This is a genomic window from Streptomyces uncialis (assembly GCF_001905345.1).
Lineage (GTDB): Bacteria > Actinomycetota > Actinomycetes > Streptomycetales > Streptomycetaceae > Streptomyces > Streptomyces uncialis.
This window is the reverse complement of record NZ_LFBV01000010.1, coordinates 32675-48021: the sequence shown is the minus strand read 5'-3', so window position 1 is coordinate 48021 and position 15347 is coordinate 32675. Positions and strand designations below refer to the sequence as shown.

General features: G+C 70.1%; 15 protein-coding genes and 2 pseudogenes. 10 read left to right on the top strand and 7 right to left on the bottom strand.

The features are described from left to right. The first annotated feature begins 47 nt into the window (after positions 1 to 47). Positions 48 to 332 carry a hypothetical protein gene (locus tag AB852_RS30505; protein WP_245876985.1) on the top strand — a complete coding sequence of 95 codons (285 nt, stop codon included), beginning with the start codon at positions 48 to 50 and terminating at the stop codon, positions 330 to 332. After that, positions 329 to 580, top strand: coding sequence for a type II toxin-antitoxin system RelE family toxin (locus AB852_RS30500; RefSeq protein ID WP_073793473.1), 252 nt, complete (start codon positions 329 to 331; stop codon positions 578 to 580). Before AB852_RS30505 ends, AB852_RS30500 begins: the two co-directional genes overlap by 4 nt. A gap of 344 nt (positions 581 to 924) precedes the next feature. On the opposite strand, the gene AB852_RS30495 is transcribed toward AB852_RS30500, so the two are convergent. Both AB852_RS30495 and AB852_RS38880 read right to left on the bottom strand, forming a co-directional pair. Then, positions 925 to 1473, bottom strand: a complete 549-nt coding sequence (locus AB852_RS30495) for a phosphatase PAP2 family protein (protein ID WP_073794148.1) — start codon at positions 1471 to 1473, stop codon at positions 925 to 927. Between the two features lie 1207 nt (positions 1474 to 2680). Next, positions 2681 to 3157 (bottom strand): ATP-binding protein, encoded by a 477-nt coding sequence (locus AB852_RS38880; protein WP_178391158.1) that lies wholly within the window; start codon positions 3155 to 3157, stop codon positions 2681 to 2683. Positions 3158 to 3263: 106 nt separating this feature from the next. Between AB852_RS38880 and AB852_RS30485 the strand changes: the two genes are divergently transcribed. Both AB852_RS30485 and AB852_RS30480 read left to right on the top strand, forming a co-directional pair. Continuing rightward, complete coding sequence (locus AB852_RS30485; RefSeq protein ID WP_073793472.1) at positions 3264 to 4100, top strand: helix-turn-helix domain-containing protein; 837 nt, start codon at positions 3264 to 3266, stop codon at positions 4098 to 4100. Next, positions 4097 to 4306: a DUF397 domain-containing protein gene (locus AB852_RS30480; protein WP_073793471.1), complete on the top strand. Its 210-nt coding sequence runs from the start codon at positions 4097 to 4099 to the stop codon at positions 4304 to 4306. The genes AB852_RS30485 and AB852_RS30480 overlap by 4 nt, the downstream gene beginning before the upstream one ends. A gap of 133 nt (positions 4307 to 4439) precedes the next feature. On the opposite strand, the gene AB852_RS30475 is transcribed toward AB852_RS30480, so the two are convergent. Both AB852_RS30475 and AB852_RS30470 read right to left on the bottom strand, forming a co-directional pair. Beyond that, positions 4440 to 4874, bottom strand: a complete 435-nt coding sequence (locus AB852_RS30475) for a hypothetical protein (protein ID WP_073793470.1) — start codon at positions 4872 to 4874, stop codon at positions 4440 to 4442. A gap of 293 nt (positions 4875 to 5167) precedes the next feature. Continuing rightward, positions 5168 to 5773: a TetR/AcrR family transcriptional regulator gene (locus tag AB852_RS30470; RefSeq protein WP_073793469.1), complete on the bottom strand. Its 606-nt coding sequence runs from the start codon at positions 5771 to 5773 to the stop codon at positions 5168 to 5170. 94 nt (positions 5774 to 5867) lie between these two features. Here AB852_RS30470 and AB852_RS30465 point away from each other — a divergent pair, with 94 nt between their 5' ends. The 6 genes and pseudogenes from AB852_RS30465 to AB852_RS30445 all read left to right on the top strand — a co-directional run bounded on the left by AB852_RS30465 (position 5868) and on the right by AB852_RS30445 (position 10385). Further along, the gene (locus AB852_RS30465) at positions 5868 to 7070 is read left to right on the top strand and encodes an MFS transporter (RefSeq protein ID WP_073793468.1); all 1203 of its coding nucleotides are present in this window, start codon (positions 5868 to 5870) and stop codon (positions 7068 to 7070) included. A 201-nt stretch (positions 7071 to 7271) separates the two neighbouring features. Then, the gene (locus AB852_RS30460; RefSeq protein ID WP_073793467.1) at positions 7272 to 8456 is read left to right on the top strand and encodes a helix-turn-helix domain-containing protein; all 1185 of its coding nucleotides are present in this window, start codon (positions 7272 to 7274) and stop codon (positions 8454 to 8456) included. Between the two features lie 207 nt (positions 8457 to 8663). Beyond that, a pseudogene (locus tag AB852_RS41525) lies at positions 8664 to 8810 on the top strand (DUF6879 family protein); the annotation flags it as partial. Positions 8811 to 8864: 54 nt separating this feature from the next. Then, a pseudogene (locus AB852_RS30455) lies at positions 8865 to 9155 on the top strand (adenosylhomocysteinase); the annotation flags it as partial. A 4-nt stretch (positions 9156 to 9159) separates the two neighbouring features. Next, the gene (locus AB852_RS30450; RefSeq protein WP_073793466.1) at positions 9160 to 9717 is read left to right on the top strand and encodes an NUDIX hydrolase; all 558 of its coding nucleotides are present in this window, start codon (positions 9160 to 9162) and stop codon (positions 9715 to 9717) included. Between the two features lie 86 nt (positions 9718 to 9803). Continuing rightward, positions 9804 to 10385, top strand: coding sequence for a toll/interleukin-1 receptor domain-containing protein (locus tag AB852_RS30445; protein ID WP_245876984.1), 582 nt, complete (start codon positions 9804 to 9806; stop codon positions 10383 to 10385). Between the two features lie 77 nt (positions 10386 to 10462). Here the strand turns inward: AB852_RS30445 and AB852_RS30440 are convergent, their stop codons facing one another. The 3 genes from AB852_RS30440 to AB852_RS30430 form a co-directional block, all read right to left on the bottom strand. Beyond that, complete coding sequence (locus AB852_RS30440) at positions 10463 to 12397, bottom strand: SPFH domain-containing protein (RefSeq protein ID WP_245876983.1); 1935 nt, start codon at positions 12395 to 12397, stop codon at positions 10463 to 10465. Between the two features lie 7 nt (positions 12398 to 12404). Beyond that, positions 12405 to 13814, bottom strand: a complete 1410-nt coding sequence (locus tag AB852_RS30435) for a TIR domain-containing protein (protein ID WP_245876982.1) — start codon at positions 13812 to 13814, stop codon at positions 12405 to 12407. A 221-nt stretch (positions 13815 to 14035) separates the two neighbouring features. Then, entirely contained in the window at positions 14036 to 15319 is a 1284-nt protein-coding gene (locus tag AB852_RS30430; protein WP_079185036.1) for an MFS transporter, read from the bottom strand. Positions 15320 to 15347: the final 28 nt, after the last annotated feature.

Genomic DNA, 15347 nt, shown 5'->3' with positions numbered 1-15347 from the left:
CTGGCCGCGTTGCTGTCGTGGGTAGTGGTGAGCGAGAGGGGCGCACGGTGCACAACGGGCCTGTGATGCGGACCAACATCGGAGATCGGGCGGTCGACCTGCCCGCCAGCCTGGACGGGATTCGGGCCTCCCTGTCAGAGGAACTGCGGGAGGAGTTCGACCGCGAGATCGGCTCCGCGCTGATCACCGACGTACCCTTCATCGCCGCGCGGTGGTCACTGCCGCGCGAGGCCAGGGACGAGGACGAAGCCATGCTCCAGCAACTGCGGAACGGTGACTTCAGCGGCTTCACCGGCCTGGACGAGCCCTTCCCGGCTGGAGCCGGAGAGTGAGCGGGCGCGCGTACCAGGTGCAGTTCTCCAACGTGGCACGCGCCACTGTGGCCGCGCTCCCCCCGGACGTCCGCAGCCGTTTCGACACGGGTATCAAGAAGCTCGCGGCTGATCCGTACGGCGCGGGATCAAAGCCCATCAAGGAACCGGACTACCGCCAGGCCCTGGTGGGCGGCTGCATCACTTCGTACTACGTCTCCACCACGGTGGAGGTCGTTTCAGTGACCAGGGTCCAGGGTCCGCCCTGACCGGAAGCCGACCCCCGGGCGCGGCTGCCCCAGCAAGCCCTGCCATTCCAACGTAGCCACGAAAGTAGCCACAGAAGCCCCCTCCCCACATGTTTGCGCAGGTCATAGCGGTGTGGAGGCTGTCCCCGGCGTACGACCCGGCTCGTCTGCCGCTCAGGGCTTCCGGCCGGCGAATTCGCAGGCCGGAAGCCCTTTTGCGTGAGCGTGGACGTGAGCGTGTGCGGACGGGCTTCGCTGAACCCCGTCGCGTACCGGTTCGAACGGGGCCCGCCCGAGGGGCGAAGCCGGTCAGGTCAGGTCAGGTCTGGTCCGGGTCCGGTCTCGTCTCGTCAGTTCAGGTCTGCTCAGGTCAGCAGGAACGCCGACGCCGTCGCCGCGCCGAGGGAAGCGCCGGCCACCGTCTGGGCGACGGTGTGGTAGGCCAGCGCCACCCGGGACCAGCAGACCGCGACGGTCAGCGGATACGCGAGCAGCCACCACGGCGAGTGCACGACGCCGAGCAACGCGGGGACCGCGGACGCGACCGCCGAGTCGACGCTGATCTTCCAGAACACGTTCACGGCCAGCAGGACGACGGTCATGGCCCACAGGGCGGTCATGGCGACGAGGATGCCCGTCGGCGCGTGGCCGAGGACCATGGCGAGCGCTCCGAGACCGACGGACGCCAGGATCACCAGGAATATCGGGCCGCGCCTCGTACGGTCCACCACATGCCGGTCGCCCCAACTGCCCCGCGCGCGTTCCCATTCGATGTACCACGCCGGGACGATCCCGGCGCACAGCGCACCGAGCAGACCCCACGGAATCCCGGTCCAGTCACCCGAGGCCGCGAGTCCGATGCCCAACATGCCGACGACGAGGACGTTGCGGGGCTGGAGGACATCGGTGACCATCCGGGCCGCCGTGGTGACCCCGGCCGTCACGCGGCGGATTCCACAACGGCGAGGGCGGCCTGTGTCCAGTACGGCGGAGGGGTCGAAAACACGTTCATAGGTTCATCGTTGCAGCTCTTCGAACGACGACGAACCGGAGGGCACGGCCGTCATCGCCGTGCGGAGAGTTCCCGCGCTTCCCGTACGCCTTCTCCTCCCCTCCCCGGACCGGGTGGGCACCGGGTGCGTGAACCGTTCCGGGCCGAACGGGCAACAGGGGGTGTGCGCAGCAGAACCCGCCCGTCATCGGAGGCGGGTTTCACCGGCCCCGGGGTCGGCGTCATGGACAGCCGGATGCGCTACGAGCTGATGCTCGACCCGACGACGTACGAGCAGCTGGGGGCCGCTGGGTCGCAGCCGAGTCGTTCTCGTCGGAGCGGACCGCCAGCATCGAGGTCCAGACGGGCGACGCGCTGAGCGACGAGGCGAGCCTCGGCAAGATCGTGGACAAGCCCGGCCAGACCTCCTGAACCCCTCCTGAACCTGTCCGGCTCCGGTGTTCGCCGGTGTCGCCGGGGCGCTGGGCGCGCGGCCGGGGGGTCGCGCGCCCACCGCGGATGGGGCTCAAGGCGCGTTTGGCGTCCCTTTGGCTAACCGCTGTCTATCGGGGGTCGCAGAGGAGGGTGCCCCGTGCGGGATGTGGTGCTGACGCTGCCGGCCAGGGAGCCGTCGCACGGAGACGACCTGCGCCGGAGACTGGCGGCGCTCGGCCCGTTGGGGCGGACGCTGACGCGCTGTCATGGCAGCTCCCTGTGGAAGCTCCCCCTCGCGCCTGACTCGCGGCCGTGGGAACCGGGGTGGGCACCCGCGGTCACAGCTCTCCCTGGTGCTCGCCCTGGAAGACCAGGAACCTGCCCGAGAACAGGACGTGGCCTGTCGACGTCTACATGGTCCAAGGCTCCAACTTCCGGAAACTGGACACCGTGTACGTCAACTCCTGACCTGTTGGAGCGCTCGGGTCCCCCGGGCCTTCGTCAGCTCTCCGGGTGTGACCGGGTGGGGGCGTCCCCCCGCTGACCCAGGACGCGAAGCCGGTCGAGCTGCCGGTGCAGCCTCCGTTGGGTGATGTGGCGGGCCGAGAACTTCTCGGCCCGCCATACGAGGTTCGCGAGACGCTCGCGGAACGGGGGAGTCGGGCGGTCGCGGGGAAGTCGCCGGGTTCGCCGTCTCATGGCGAGGTCTCGCGCGTGGGCATGAGTTCGGCCCAGACGACCTTGCCCCTGCGCCGTTGTTCGCAGCCCCAGCGGAAGCTCAGTGCCTCGACCATGAGGAGTCCCCGACCGGATTCCGAGCAGGCGCCGGGACGCTGAGGTTCGGGGATGACACGTGACCTGTCGCCCACTTCGACACGCACCACGCCGCTCGTTCCGCGTCGGACCTCAAGGCGAAAGGTCGCACAGTTGGTATGGGTGACGACGTTCGCGACCAGTTCGCTGACGATCTGCTGAGCGTCGGCGCACAGTTCCGCCATGCCCCAAGCGCCCAGTGCGGCGGAGACCAGCCGACGGGCCTGCCGAGCCGCCGACGGCCGGCACACCATTCTTTCCGCGACCGACTCGAAGGCGCCCGGACGGGCCCCGAACGCAATTGCATCGAGCCCGAGTTGGGGTTCACGCCGATCCGTGGCTACGTTCTTCCCGGACACGTCCACTCCTCTCCGTAGTGGCTTCACTACTGACGGGATTGAGCGTGGCCTGCCGTTGGGCATCCTTCAACGTGGCGGATTCGAAGGAAGGGAGTGAGAACGCCCCTTGAACCGAAAAGAGTTGAACCCGGAATCGGGACCGGAAGCGGCCTTCGGGGCCCGTCTGCGCAGCTCACGAGAGGCGCAGGGCTGGACACAAGAACACCTCGCGGACTTGATGGGCTACTCAAGCCAGCACATCTCCGCAATGGAAACCGGGCGTAAGCCTCCTACCCTTCGGAGTTCGCTGAGCGCTGACGCGGTCTTCGGGCGGGCCGGAACCCCCGAGTCCTTCGAACGCGCGTACCGCGAGCTCAAGAGCGGCAGCTTGTTGGAGGGCTTCCCCGAGTACGTCGGATTCGAGGCGCAAGCCGAAGAGGTACGGCTCTTCGAGGTGGGCCTGATCCCCGGACCGCTCCAGACGCGTGAATACGCGGCGGCCATCGAAGCGGGACATGTCCACCGGGGCACCATCACCGCCGAACAGGCCGACGAGCGGATCGACGTCCTGATGGAGCGCCAGGCCGCGTTGGCGCGCTCGCTTCCGCCCCTGCTCTTCGTGGTGCTGGACGAAAGCTGTATCCGGCGGCTCGTCGGCGGCCCTGAAGTCATGGACGAGCAGTTGCGGCGGCTGCTCGACTTTGCCGCCCTGTCGAACACGGCGCTTCAGATTGCGCCGTACAGCATGGGGGAGCGGCGCCCCTTCAACCGGTCCGTGAATCTGCTGACGCTGACCGATCGGTCTGTGGTGGCCTACGTCGAGTCGCAGACGCAGGGCTACTTGGACCGGGAGATCACTTCCGTATTGCCGCTGGTGAGGTCATACCATCAGCTACAGACAGAAGCGCTGTCGCAGGCGCAGACCGTGACCATGATCAAGCAGGCACGAAAGGGCATCCCGTGACAACTGAAGCTCGCAACTGGACGAAGTCCTCGTACAGCGGTAGCGGCGGCACCTGTGTCGAGTGGGCCCCGGCCTCCGCGTCTGCCACCGGCCTGGTCCCCGTCCGTGACTCCAAGAGCCCGTGCGGTCCTGTGCTGGACATACCGGCCTACGCGTTCGCGTCCTTCGTGACGGGCGTCAAGGCCGGAGAGTTCGGCACGGTCTGAGCGGGACGGTGTGGCACGCGACGGGTAACACGTACAGCGCCGCACCCCGTACGAATGAGGCCGCTGCGCGTCCGGGGTGAGCGAATGGCGCCAGCTCATCCCGGACGCGCAGCGGCCTCTTCAGCTCATGAGGTCACGCGGACCTGGCGATGAGCTTGCACTTGAGGTCCTTGTAAGCCCCGTCATCGAGGCAGACCCTGACGTACGCGGCGCCGCCCCGAATGTCCGCAGGGACGGTGAAGTTGTAGGACTTGATGTTGCCGCAGGCGTGCGTGCGGGAACCGTCCGAACCGAGCACGCCTCGGTTCGCCTTCAAGGTGTAGGCCCATGTGGTCCGGCAGGTGGTGGCGGCACTGCCGGCCACCGCGGACCGGTGCTGCCCGACCACCCGGACCGACCGGTTGGCCCAGGTGATCTTGCCCTTGGTCCAGGTGGCGCCGTACTTGATGTGGAAGGTGCTGGTGGGAAGGGCGGCCGCGGTGGTCTCGGCGGCTGCCGCGCCCGGAGCGAGCACGGCCCCGGCGGCCAGGGTCAGGGCGGCCAGGCAGCCGGACATGGGTGTGCGCATGAAGTCCCCCAGATGTCGGGACGGCGGGAGGAAGAAGCCATCCCTTCGCGTACATGACGTGCGGAATGCCGTGCCCGTCCCCGGGCAGGCGATCCCGCTGACACAGTGTTACTGAGCGGCAGCGCGATGTCGTCACTCGGACGTGTACAACTGCGGGCCCGGTGCAGCACAACCTTTCGCGGTACGTAGCAACTCCGCCGCTCTCCGCCGCCGTGAACCAGCTTCCGGCCAAGGTGAGTTGGGTGCGCCTCGTAGCGGTACGCCGGTGATGTGTCCGGCGCGTCCCGGTGCCGTCAGGCGGCTTCCGTGGGTGTCGGGCCCAGGCTCCGGACGGCGAGATCGATCGCGGCGGTAAGGCGCTTGAGGTCGTGACCGGCGCGTTCCCGTACCTGGAGGCCGAGCACCGTGGTGAACAGCAGTTCCACGGCGTCGTCGATGTCGAGGTCGTCGGACACTTCGCCACGGTCGCGGCCTTCGGCCAGTGCCGAGCGCAGGGCCTGTCGGGTGACCTCGAACGCCGCCTCGGTCCGCCGGCGGACGGTCTCGTCGGTGGTGCCCAGCTCGGTGGCGGTGTTGACCACGAAGCAGCCGTGGCCGGACTCGCCGTCGGGCGGGCAGGTGACCAGCCACCGCATCCACTCCCGCAGCACGTCCCGGACCGGGCGGTCCGACACGTCCAGCCGCTGCCGTGCCTCGGCCGACTCGGTGGCCCGGTAGTGGTCGAGCGCGCGGAGGAACAGCGTGTGCTTGTCGGTGAACGTCCGGTACAGGCTGCTGGGCGTGAGCCTGAGCTTGTCGCCCAGGTCGCGCACCGAGGTGGCGTGATAGCCGCGCCGCCAGAACAGCTCGGTCGCCGAGGCGACCGCGTCCTTCTCGTCGAACTGCCTTGGCCGCGCCATGTGTTCACCTTCCCCGGCTTGCGAAGCGATCGCTCCCATACTACCGTCCCCCGATATGGGAGCGATCGTTCCCGAATCGTTGGAGGAGGCTCCGTTGACGACCGCAGAACAGACCCCCGCCCGGACGCAGGGACCGGAGATCCCGGGGAGAAGCCGCTGGACGGCGGTCTCCGTGGTGGCTCTGGGCACCTTCCTGCTGGTGACCGCCGAACAACTCCCGATCGGCCTGCTGACCTCCGTGGGGTCCGCGCTGTCCGTCTCGGAGGGGACGGCGGGGCTGATGGTGACGGTGCCCAGCATCGTCGCCGCGTTATCGGCCCCGCTCGTCCCGATGCTCGTCGGGCCGATGGACCGGCGCCTTCTGCTGCTCGGACTGATGACCCTGATGACCGTGTCCAACCTGGTCACCGCCCTGGCGCCGAACTTCGCCGTGCTGGTGGGCTCACGGGTGCTGGTCGGTGTGGCGATCGGCGGCTTCTGGGCGGTCGCCGGTGGTCTCGCAGTCCGGCTCGTCACCCCCGCGGACGTGCCGCGAGCCACCGCGGTCATCTTCGGCGGCGTCGGAGCCGCGAACGTGTTCGGTGTCCCGCTCGGCACCCTGGCCGGTGACCTCGCGGGCTGGCGCGTCGCGTTCTCCTCGCTGAGCGTCCTGGCGCTCGTCACGCTGGTCGCCCTGTTGGCGGTGCTGCCGGGGCTGACCGCCTCCCAGGCCATCGGGCCCAAGCTGCTGCTGGCGCAGTTCCGCAACCCCGGCGTGCGCGTCGGCATCATCGCGACGGCGCTCATCGTGTTCGGGCACTTCGCCGCCTATACGTTCGTGAGCCCGGTGTTGCAGCGGCTGTCGGGGATCGACGAGAGCTACGTCGGTCCGCTGCTGTTCGGGTTCGGCGCGGCCGGGATGATCGGCAACTTCGCCGCCGGTGCGGCGCTCTCGCGCCGGGTGTACCGGAGCGTGCTGATGACTTCGGTGGCCCTGGCGGTCGCGATGCCGCTGTTCCTGCTGCTGGGCCGGACCGTGGTCGGCGGCGCCGTGCTGCTGGCCGTCTGGGGTCTGTCGTACGGCGGCGTGTCCGTCGGCCTCCAGACCTGGATGATCAAATCCGCCCCGCAGGCCGTCGAAGCGGCGTCCTCGCTGTGGGTGGCGGTGTTCAACCTGTCCATCGGGCTCGGCGCCCTCGCGGGCGGCGTCATCGTCGAGACACTCACCCTCCGGAGCGTGCTGTGGCTCGGCGGCGCCTGCGCCCTGCTCGCCGCCCTCACGATCCGGACCGCCCGCACCGACGAGGCCCTGCGGTGAGGGCGCTTCTCGCGAGGTCTACCTCCGCCGCCCCCGCTCATCGGGAACCGATACGGAGGCCGCGTGCGCTGCGGGCTGGGGCGGATGCGGTGGCGGAGCCGTCATGGCCGGTGAAGGGATTCCGACGCAGGAAGGTGCAACATCCTTTGCATGCAGGTGAGTTGATGGCCCAGCCACGGAACGACATGGAACAGTAGGTGCATGGAGAGCACCCCCGCACCCGGCGAGAACATCGCCGTCCTGCGCAAGGCGCGTGGCCTCGGCCAGGCCAGGCTGGCCCGGCTCGCCGGTATCTCCGTGTCCTACCTCAGCAAGATCGAGGTGGGCACACGGCCGGTGACGCCTCCCGTGGCGGCGGCCCTGGCCAAGGCGATACACGTCCCCACCCAACGCATCTACGGACAGCCGTTCCTGGGCGTGTCCGAGCAGGCCGACCTTCTCCATGACCTCCGCGGCGCGGTGCGGAGGTACACCCTTCCGAAGGAGGACGTGCCCGCCCCGGCGCGGTTGGCGGCGGATGTGGCGCGGGCCATGGAGCTGCGGGCGGAGACGAACTACCTCGCACTCCTCGGGATGCTCCCGAAGCTCCTGGGCCAGGTCACCGCGACCGCGTTGTCCTCCGCCGCCGGGGAGGCCGGGGCCTGGACCCAGGTCGTCGACGTCTACGGCTGCGCCTACGCGGCGGCGCACCGGCTGGCGCGGCCCGACCTCGCGGACATGATCGTGTCCCGCCAGACGTGGGCGGCGCGGCAGACATGGAACCCGGAGGCCGAGGTGGCCGCCGCGTGGAACGAGGCGGGTACCTACCAGTCGGCCGGACAGTACGACGACGGCTTGGCCATAGTGGACAGGGCCGTCGTCGCGTACGAGAACGCGTCGGGAGGCAGTTCACCCGCCCGGGCGGTCTCCCTGGGCTCCCTGCACCTTCGGGGGATCGTCCTGGCCTCCCGGTACAAGGACAAGCAGGCCACCGCGGCGCATCTCCAGCGGGCCAAGCGGCACGCCGAGGGCATCCCGGACGACGTGCTGTGGCACAACCTGACCTTCGGCCCGGAGAACACCGCCTTGTACGAGCTCGCCGCGCACATCGAACTGGGGAAGCCGAACCAGGCGGTGGACATGGCGGGCCCCTTGCTGGACCGTCCGCCCGCGACACTGACCCCGAACCGCCTGGGACGCATGTTCATCGACATCGCCCGGGCCCGGCTCGACACGAAGGACTACGCCGGAACCGAGGAAGCGCTGGAAAGGGCATTCCTGGTCGCCCCGCAGATGACCGAGGTGCACCCGATGGCCCGCGAGGTGATCCGGGTGCTCTTCGTGCTCCATCAGAGGGCGCGTCCGAAGCTGATGGTCATGGCCAGGAGGACGGGTCTCCACAACTGATCCACTCCTGAGGCTCCGACCGCATCCGCGCAGGCCGGCCGTCGGCGCGAAGGGCGGACTCCCTTACCGACGAATCCGAGCTGGGCCAGCTAGACGACCTCACCGTGGACGAAGGAGCGGTCGCCGTGCCGCGTGAGCTGCTCGCGACCTTCGGCCCGAAGGAACTCGTACGTGCCCCGGTTCATCACTTTCGACGAGTTCGACGGCATGTTCAGCACGCTCAAGCACAGCGCGTGGCGCTTGGAGAGCCGCCGCCGGTACGCGTGGGACGAGACCCAGGACACCTACCAGCGGTTCAGCCGGGGCGAGGCCGTGGACCGGGACCTCGATGACCCATGGTGCGTGGAGCGTCGCGAGCAGACCGCGCTCGGCAAGAGGTCCGAGCGGGTCCGTGTCCTGGACGAGCCGCCCGAACTGGAATTGAGCGGCCTGCCCTCCGGCTGCACCCGCGACAGCGCCGGTGAGCATGTGAGCCGCTACAGCACGACCGGGCGCTACTTCTATCTGCTGAACGGGGGCGAGGCCGTCAACTTTCTGCATGGCGCGAGCGTTGGACCGTTCATCTTCCTCGTCCAGGCCGAGATCCTCGCGGGCGCGTCCATGCTGGCGCGCCGGGGGTTGGACGCCGGCCTGCACGGGGTGCCCACCGCCGACCGGGAAGCCATCGCGGCTACCTGGCTCCACTACTACAACAGGTGATCGCATGCCCATCACGGCAGACCACATCCGTACCACTCTCGCCGAGTACACCGACGCGCACCCGGAGGAGAAGGCCGCCCTGGCGATCGTCCATGAGCTGATCGACCAAGGGGCGGACGTGACCAGCCGGAAGGAGTTCCGGGGACACGCCACCGCGGGGGCCGTGGTCGTCGACGGTGCGGGGCGGGCCCTTTTCATCCGGCACGTGGCACTCGGGAAGTGGCTCACCCCGGGCGGACACCTTGAGCCCGAGGACACCGGCCTGCTGGGCGCCGCGCTCCGCGAGCTGGCTGAGGAGACCGGTCTCGCCCTCAGCGTCTCCCCGGTCCGCGCGGTACCGATCCACATCGACGTCCACCCGATCCCCGCGAATCAAAGCAAGGGCGAGCCCGCACACCAGCACTTCGACTTCCGCTATCTCTTCCGGCTGGAGGGCGACCAGGAGGTGACGCTTCAGGAGGAAGAGGTGAGCGGGTACGCGTGGCGCGGGGTCGGCACGATCAGCGACGGGACGCTGCGGGCGCGAGTGCTCGCCGCGCTCCGGCGGGGCCTGTCCGGCTGACGCTGCCGGACGGGCTCCTGGCCGCAAGGAGAACTCGTACGGGATCTCCCGCCGGACCACGGGCCCGGGACACTAACCTGATGCTCGTGGACACGACAGGCTTGTTCCTGAGCGCGGTCGGCGCGGTCGCCGGTGTCGTCAGCGCCTACTTCGCCTATGTGGCGGTCCGCCACCAGCTGTCGAGGCGTCGGCGCCGCCCCGTACCGTCGATCGCACCGCCCGAACCGGTGCCGTCCGCCGAAGGCGGCCCGCGCTACGACGTGTTCGTCTCGTACGGCCGTGAAGACGCCGACTGGGTGCGCGCGTTCGCGGCGCGGCTCCGTGAGGCGGGGCTGAACGTCGCGTACGACGAGGTCGTGAGCAGGCCGGGGGAGATCCGCGTGCACACGGTCGAGGCCGCGATCCGTGAGGCGGCGCACGGGCTGCTCGTGTTCAGCGCGGCTTCGATGAGCAGCGGGTGGGTCCGGCAGGAGTACGCCGCCTTGATGCAGTCCTCGATCGAGTCCGGTCGGCTGTTCATCCCCGTCGTGGTGGGGGACGTGGAGTTGCCGGAGTTCGCCGCCACCCGGTACTTCGCCGACTTCCGCGGCCTGGACGACCGTTCCGGGCACGACGGTGTGTACGAGCGACGCGTCGACGAGATCGCTCGGGTCCTGCACGGCCGCTGACGCGGCTCAACCGGTCGGCCGAGAGCCCCCAGCCGGGCAGCCGGACGGCGGGGCGGCCGTCCGGCGTGGCATGGGCCCTACTCCGGTTCGCCGCCGCCGTCCCCTATGAGCTCACCGTCCCCCAGGAGCTCGCCGTCCGCGAGGAGTTCTCCGGGCGGGGTGGTCTGCGTCAGCGCGGGCTGTTCGGCGTGCCGCTTCGCCCCGTCGATGAGCTCCAAGGCGCGCTGCATGGGCAGGTACTGGAGCAGGGACTCCGCGTCACCGCTGACGATCTGCGGCACCTTCATGTGCTTGAGCTCCGCGAGGAAGAGCTGCATGGCGACGGTGTCCCGGCCCAGCAGCTCGATCTTGCGCTCCAGCTTGACGCTGTCCAGCAGCATGCGTTCCCGCTCGGCCGCGAGCTCTATATGGCGGATGTCCGCCTTGAGGTGGGCGTTCTTCTTCTGCTCCTCCAGTTCCTGGGTACGGGTCTGCGCCTCGAACACCCGCTTGCGGGCCTTGTCGAGGTCGCCGTCCAGGGATTCGAACTCACCCAGGTTGGTGCTCGCCGCCTCGACTCCCCAAGCGGCGAGGGCGTTGCGTACCTGTGCGCCCAGGTCCGTGCGGATTCCGGCGTACCCGGTCAGGAACTCCTCCACCGTGGACTCGGCGGCGATGCCGTTGAAGTACGTGTCCACGGCGCCGCCGAGCACCCGCTCGACGAAGCGCTGCACCGGGGCCGGGTTGTTGACCAGGCCGCCCACCCCGGAGGACGAGGAGTCGCCGAACTCGCTGACCAGCCGGGGAGCGGCGGCCTCCGGGATGTTCAGCGTCTGGCGGAGCTCGACCTGGAGCCGGTGCCCCTGGACGTTGACGCTGATCCGGTCGAGCGCGGCGTCGTAGTTGTTGTCCGCCTGGGAACCGCCCTTCTTGCTCCAGTCCAGGATGAGCAGCCGGGTCGGGATCAGGACGACGCGGACGAACCAGGGGTTGAGCGCGTAGACGGAGCCCTCGCCCAGGCTCTCCTCCTGCACACCCCGCCAGCCTCCGCTCCCCAGGAAGATCCAGGGCAGCCGGAAGCTGCTGTGGCCCTTGACGATCGGGCCGACCCTGCGTTCCGTCCGGTCGGGCTCGGCGCCGTCCAGAGTGATCACGACTCCGGCATGGCCGACGGGGATCGCGATCTCCTTCAGCTGCCCGGTCCCGAGGCCGTCCGAGCCGCCCCCGTCGGAACGGCCCACGTTGCTGGAGGTGATCGTCTCGAAGAGGTAGGGATTGATGTCGTAGTGCGTGCCGCCGGTGAGGATCGCCAGTTGTCTGCCCTGTTCGCCGCCGCCGAGGAGGAAGGCGGGGCCGTCCTGGAAGTTGTCGCACTCCACGTACCGGCCGAGCGGGCGGTCCGGGGGCCGGATGGCGCCGTCCTTGGCGATGATCAGTCCGACCGTGCCCGGTTCCACATAGGTCCGGGGTACGACCTCGACCTGGAAGAGGGCGGTGTTGATGTAGTACGAGCTGTCGCCGCGGAGGATCGCGAGCTGTCTGCCCTGTTCGCCGCCGCCGAGGAGGAAGGCGGGGCCGTCCTGGAAGTTGTCGCACTCGACGAACCGGCCGAGGACCCGGCCGGGGTCGCGCTTGGCGCCCTCGGCGGCGACGACGAGTCCGATCTGTCCCGCCGGGACGTGGACGCGCGGTACGAACTCGACACCGTGGACGAAGGGCGTGAGCCAGTACAGCCGGCCCGGCAGCAGGGTGCGGGCCTGGACTCCGCGCGCGTCGTGGGGCGTGATCCGCTTGAAGCGCTGATCCGGGTGGGCCTTCCCGAACCTCTTGTGGACGATGCCGACATGGCCCGCGGGCACCACGCACAGACCGGCCCAGGAGACCAGCATGCCCGCCCCGAACCCGGCCATCCCGCCGGCTTGCCGTGCCGAACGTGAGGTTCGCTCACGCTTCGACCGGCCCGATCCGTGGACGATGAGGATGCTCAACGCCACGAACCCCACGATCAACAACAGCACCAGTAGCAGGAACAAAGGAGGTTCACCCTCTCTCGCGAAGCCGCAGATGTACGGCGAGCACCGTCTCGGTCCACTGGTCGTACCAGTCCCGGTACCGCTCGCTCTGGGGGTTGCGCAGGGTCGGGAAGAAGGCGTGGTTCCCGGCCGCGCTGGTGAAACGCTGGTAGGTGGGCACGGTCTCGTCCGGCGAGGAGCGCCAGCCGTATCCCACGGAGAGGGGCATGAAGTCCGAATGCCGGCCGCCGCCCGCACGGGCGAGGCGCGTCTGCGCGCCGAAGCCGTAGGTCCCGCCGGAGGAGCGTGACCAGAGGGTGTCGATCCCGGAGATCAGGGACTCGGGCAGCCGTCGTCCGTCGGACCGGCGCAGCCACCCCGCTTCGAGTCTGCCGACCGCTTCCAGGAGCAGTGTCGTCGTCAGCAGATCGGCGTGCTCGGTCTCGTGCTCGGCGAGCAGGGCTTCGAGCGTGGCCAGCGAACCGCGGGCGGGGGAGCGGACGGCGGGCACCGGCCGGGCCGCGGGGAGCGGCAGGACCGGCGGGGTCCCCGGGGCGGGGGACCGCCGCTCGGAGCGGTGGGAGTCGTGGAGGCGGCGCAGCAGGCGCATCGCCTCGGGACCGGGCAGATCGCCGTTCCTGGCATCGAGGTACCAGCTGCTGGCGAGCAGGTAGTTGCGCTCTCCCCGTAACAGGACGGGGAAGAACTCGCGGCTGTGGCGCTGCCCTTCGAGGATCTCCCGGGTGACGTCCTCGGACTCCTCGGCCTCGGGCGACATCAGGACGACGACCGCGAGGGCGTGCCGGAGCCGCTGCCGGATCGTCCAGAGGTAGTCGTCGCCCCACTTGAGATGGCCCAGGGACCATACGGGCAGGCCCGAACCGGAGAGCTGGTCCACCAGCCGCTCCCCGTAGGCGGCGTCGGCGCGGGCGTAGCAGACGACGAACGCGGGCTGCGCGGAGTCGGTGGGCGGCCGGGTCCGCGGACGGGCGAGATCGAGTACCTCTTCGTCCGCCCCGGGCTTGCGGGGCTGTTCACCGCCGCGCAGGACATTGGCCAGTTCGGCGGCCTTGGCATCGAACGCGGGCCCGCTCAGCTCGCGGAAGTCCACCCAGACCCGTGTCCCGGCGAAGGCGGGGAGGTCGGCGTCGCCGCAGAGCACGGGGATCAGCCTCAGCCCGCGCCCGGCCGACGCCTGTACGAGCGCCGCGTACTCCTGCCGCGCCCACGGTTCGGTCATCGTCCGCGGGCCGACGACCTGGATACCGTGCGTGGACGCGCGGATCGCCTCTTCGAGCTCGTGCACCACGATGTCGCCCGGCCGCAGGCTGCATCTGTCGAAGAAGACGCGCACGCCATGTGCCTTCAGCCGCTCCGCCAGCAGACCGGTCCAATCGCCGTCAGCAGCCGCGTAAGAGATGAATACGTCATAGACCACGTTTCCCCCGCACGAACGCATGGTGGTCGCGCTGTGACACTCCAGGATATCGAGAGGGAGCGATATGGGCAGCGGAACGCGCGCAGGTCTGTGGTGCGGATGGCCTTACGGCGGGCTGTTGCGGCGGGCCGGCGCGCAGCCGTACAGGCCCGTCCCCTGGAAACCGCCGGGTTCCCGTGGGGGCGGGCCTGTACGCGTCAGCCCGGTGGGCCTTGTTGCGCTCAGGCGGTCGTCTTCCCGGACGTGTCCGCGCGTCGTCCGGCGGACGCGCCGCGCCGCTCCCCGGGGCCGGGGCCCCGGTCCGCCCGGCCCGGGCGCGCCAGGCCGGTGACGAGGGCCGCCGCCGTGAGGGCCACCGCGCTCCACAGCAGGGCCGTGATGCCCGCCGCCTCCACGATCGTCCCGCCCAGGAAGGCGCCCAGGGCGATGGCCGCGGTGAAGACACCGACGTACAGCCCGGTCACCTGCTCGACGCGGTGGGGTGCCGCCTGGGCCATCCAGATCTGGCAGGCCACCGACACCCCGCCGTACGCCAGGCCCCACAGGGCGACCGCCGCGGCGGTGATGCCCGTGACCGTGCCGAAGAAGGCGAGCAGCGCGACCGCCGCGCCGATACCGGCCGTCAGACCGAGCAGGGTGGGACGGGCGCGGCGCGCCGCGAGGGCGCCCGCGGCGAAGTTGCCGATCAGACCGAAGACGCCGTACACGGCCAGGACCAGGGCCACGGAACCGTCCGTCAGCCCGGTGCGCTCCTCAAGGACGGGCCGTACGTAGGTGTACGCGGCGAAGTGCGCCGTGACCAGGAACACGATCAGTACCAGTCCGACGGCGACCTGGGTGTTGCGCAGCAGCGACCCGCGTTCCGCCCGGCCGTCCGTACCCGTCGGCGCGGGCGGGCGCGGCAGCCGGGGGAGCGTCAGCAGCAGCCCGGCGGCGAGCAGCAGCGCGGCCGTGGCCAGGACGGCGAACGCCGCGCGCCAGCCGAACGCGTTGCTGATCACGGTGCCCAGGGGCACCCCGACGACCGAGGCCGCCGCGACACCGCTGACGGCGACGGACACCGCGAGCGCGGTGTTACGGGCCGCCACGAGCCGGGTCGCGACCGCCGCCGCCAGACCCCACACCACCCCCATCCCGATCCCCAGGACGATCCGGGAGACGACCAGCGGACCGAAGCCCCCGGCCACGGCGGTCAGCGCGTTGCCCGCGGCCAGCACCACCATCGCCGCGGCCAGCACCGTACGGCGGTCGAGCCCGCCCAGCAGCCGGGGTACCAAGGGGGCGGTGACCGCCGTCGTCAGACCCGTGACGGACAGGCTGAAGCCCGCCGAGCCGGGGGAGATCCGCAATCCGTCGGCCATCGGGGTCAGCACCCCGACCGGCAGCATCTCGGAGGTCACCACCACGAAGGTGCTGAGCGACAGGACCGCGACCGCCAGCCACTGCCGTGCGGTGGTGCGATCCGGATCGGAACCGGCGCTGTCGACCGGTGCGTACGAAGCCATGACCTCAATCAAGCAGCGGGCCGGAGCG

Coding starts and splice junctions, on each gene's coding strand:
- AB852_RS30495 (WP_073794148.1), bottom strand. CDS start 1,473: ATGGTCACCGATGTCCTCCAGCCCCGCAACGTCCTCGTCGTCGGCATG.
- AB852_RS30430 (WP_079185036.1), bottom strand. CDS start 15,319: ATGGCTTCGTACGCACCGGTCGACAGCGCCGGTTCCGATCCGGATCGC.
- AB852_RS30470 (WP_073793469.1), bottom strand. CDS start 5,773: ATGGCGCGGCCAAGGCAGTTCGACGAGAAGGACGCGGTCGCCTCGGCG.
- AB852_RS30460 (WP_073793467.1), top strand. CDS start 7,272: ATGGAGAGCACCCCCGCACCCGGCGAGAACATCGCCGTCCTGCGCAAG.
- AB852_RS30475 (WP_073793470.1), bottom strand. CDS start 4,874: ATGCGCACACCCATGTCCGGCTGCCTGGCCGCCCTGACCCTGGCCGCC.
- AB852_RS30450 (WP_073793466.1), top strand. CDS start 9,160: ATGCCCATCACGGCAGACCACATCCGTACCACTCTCGCCGAGTACACC.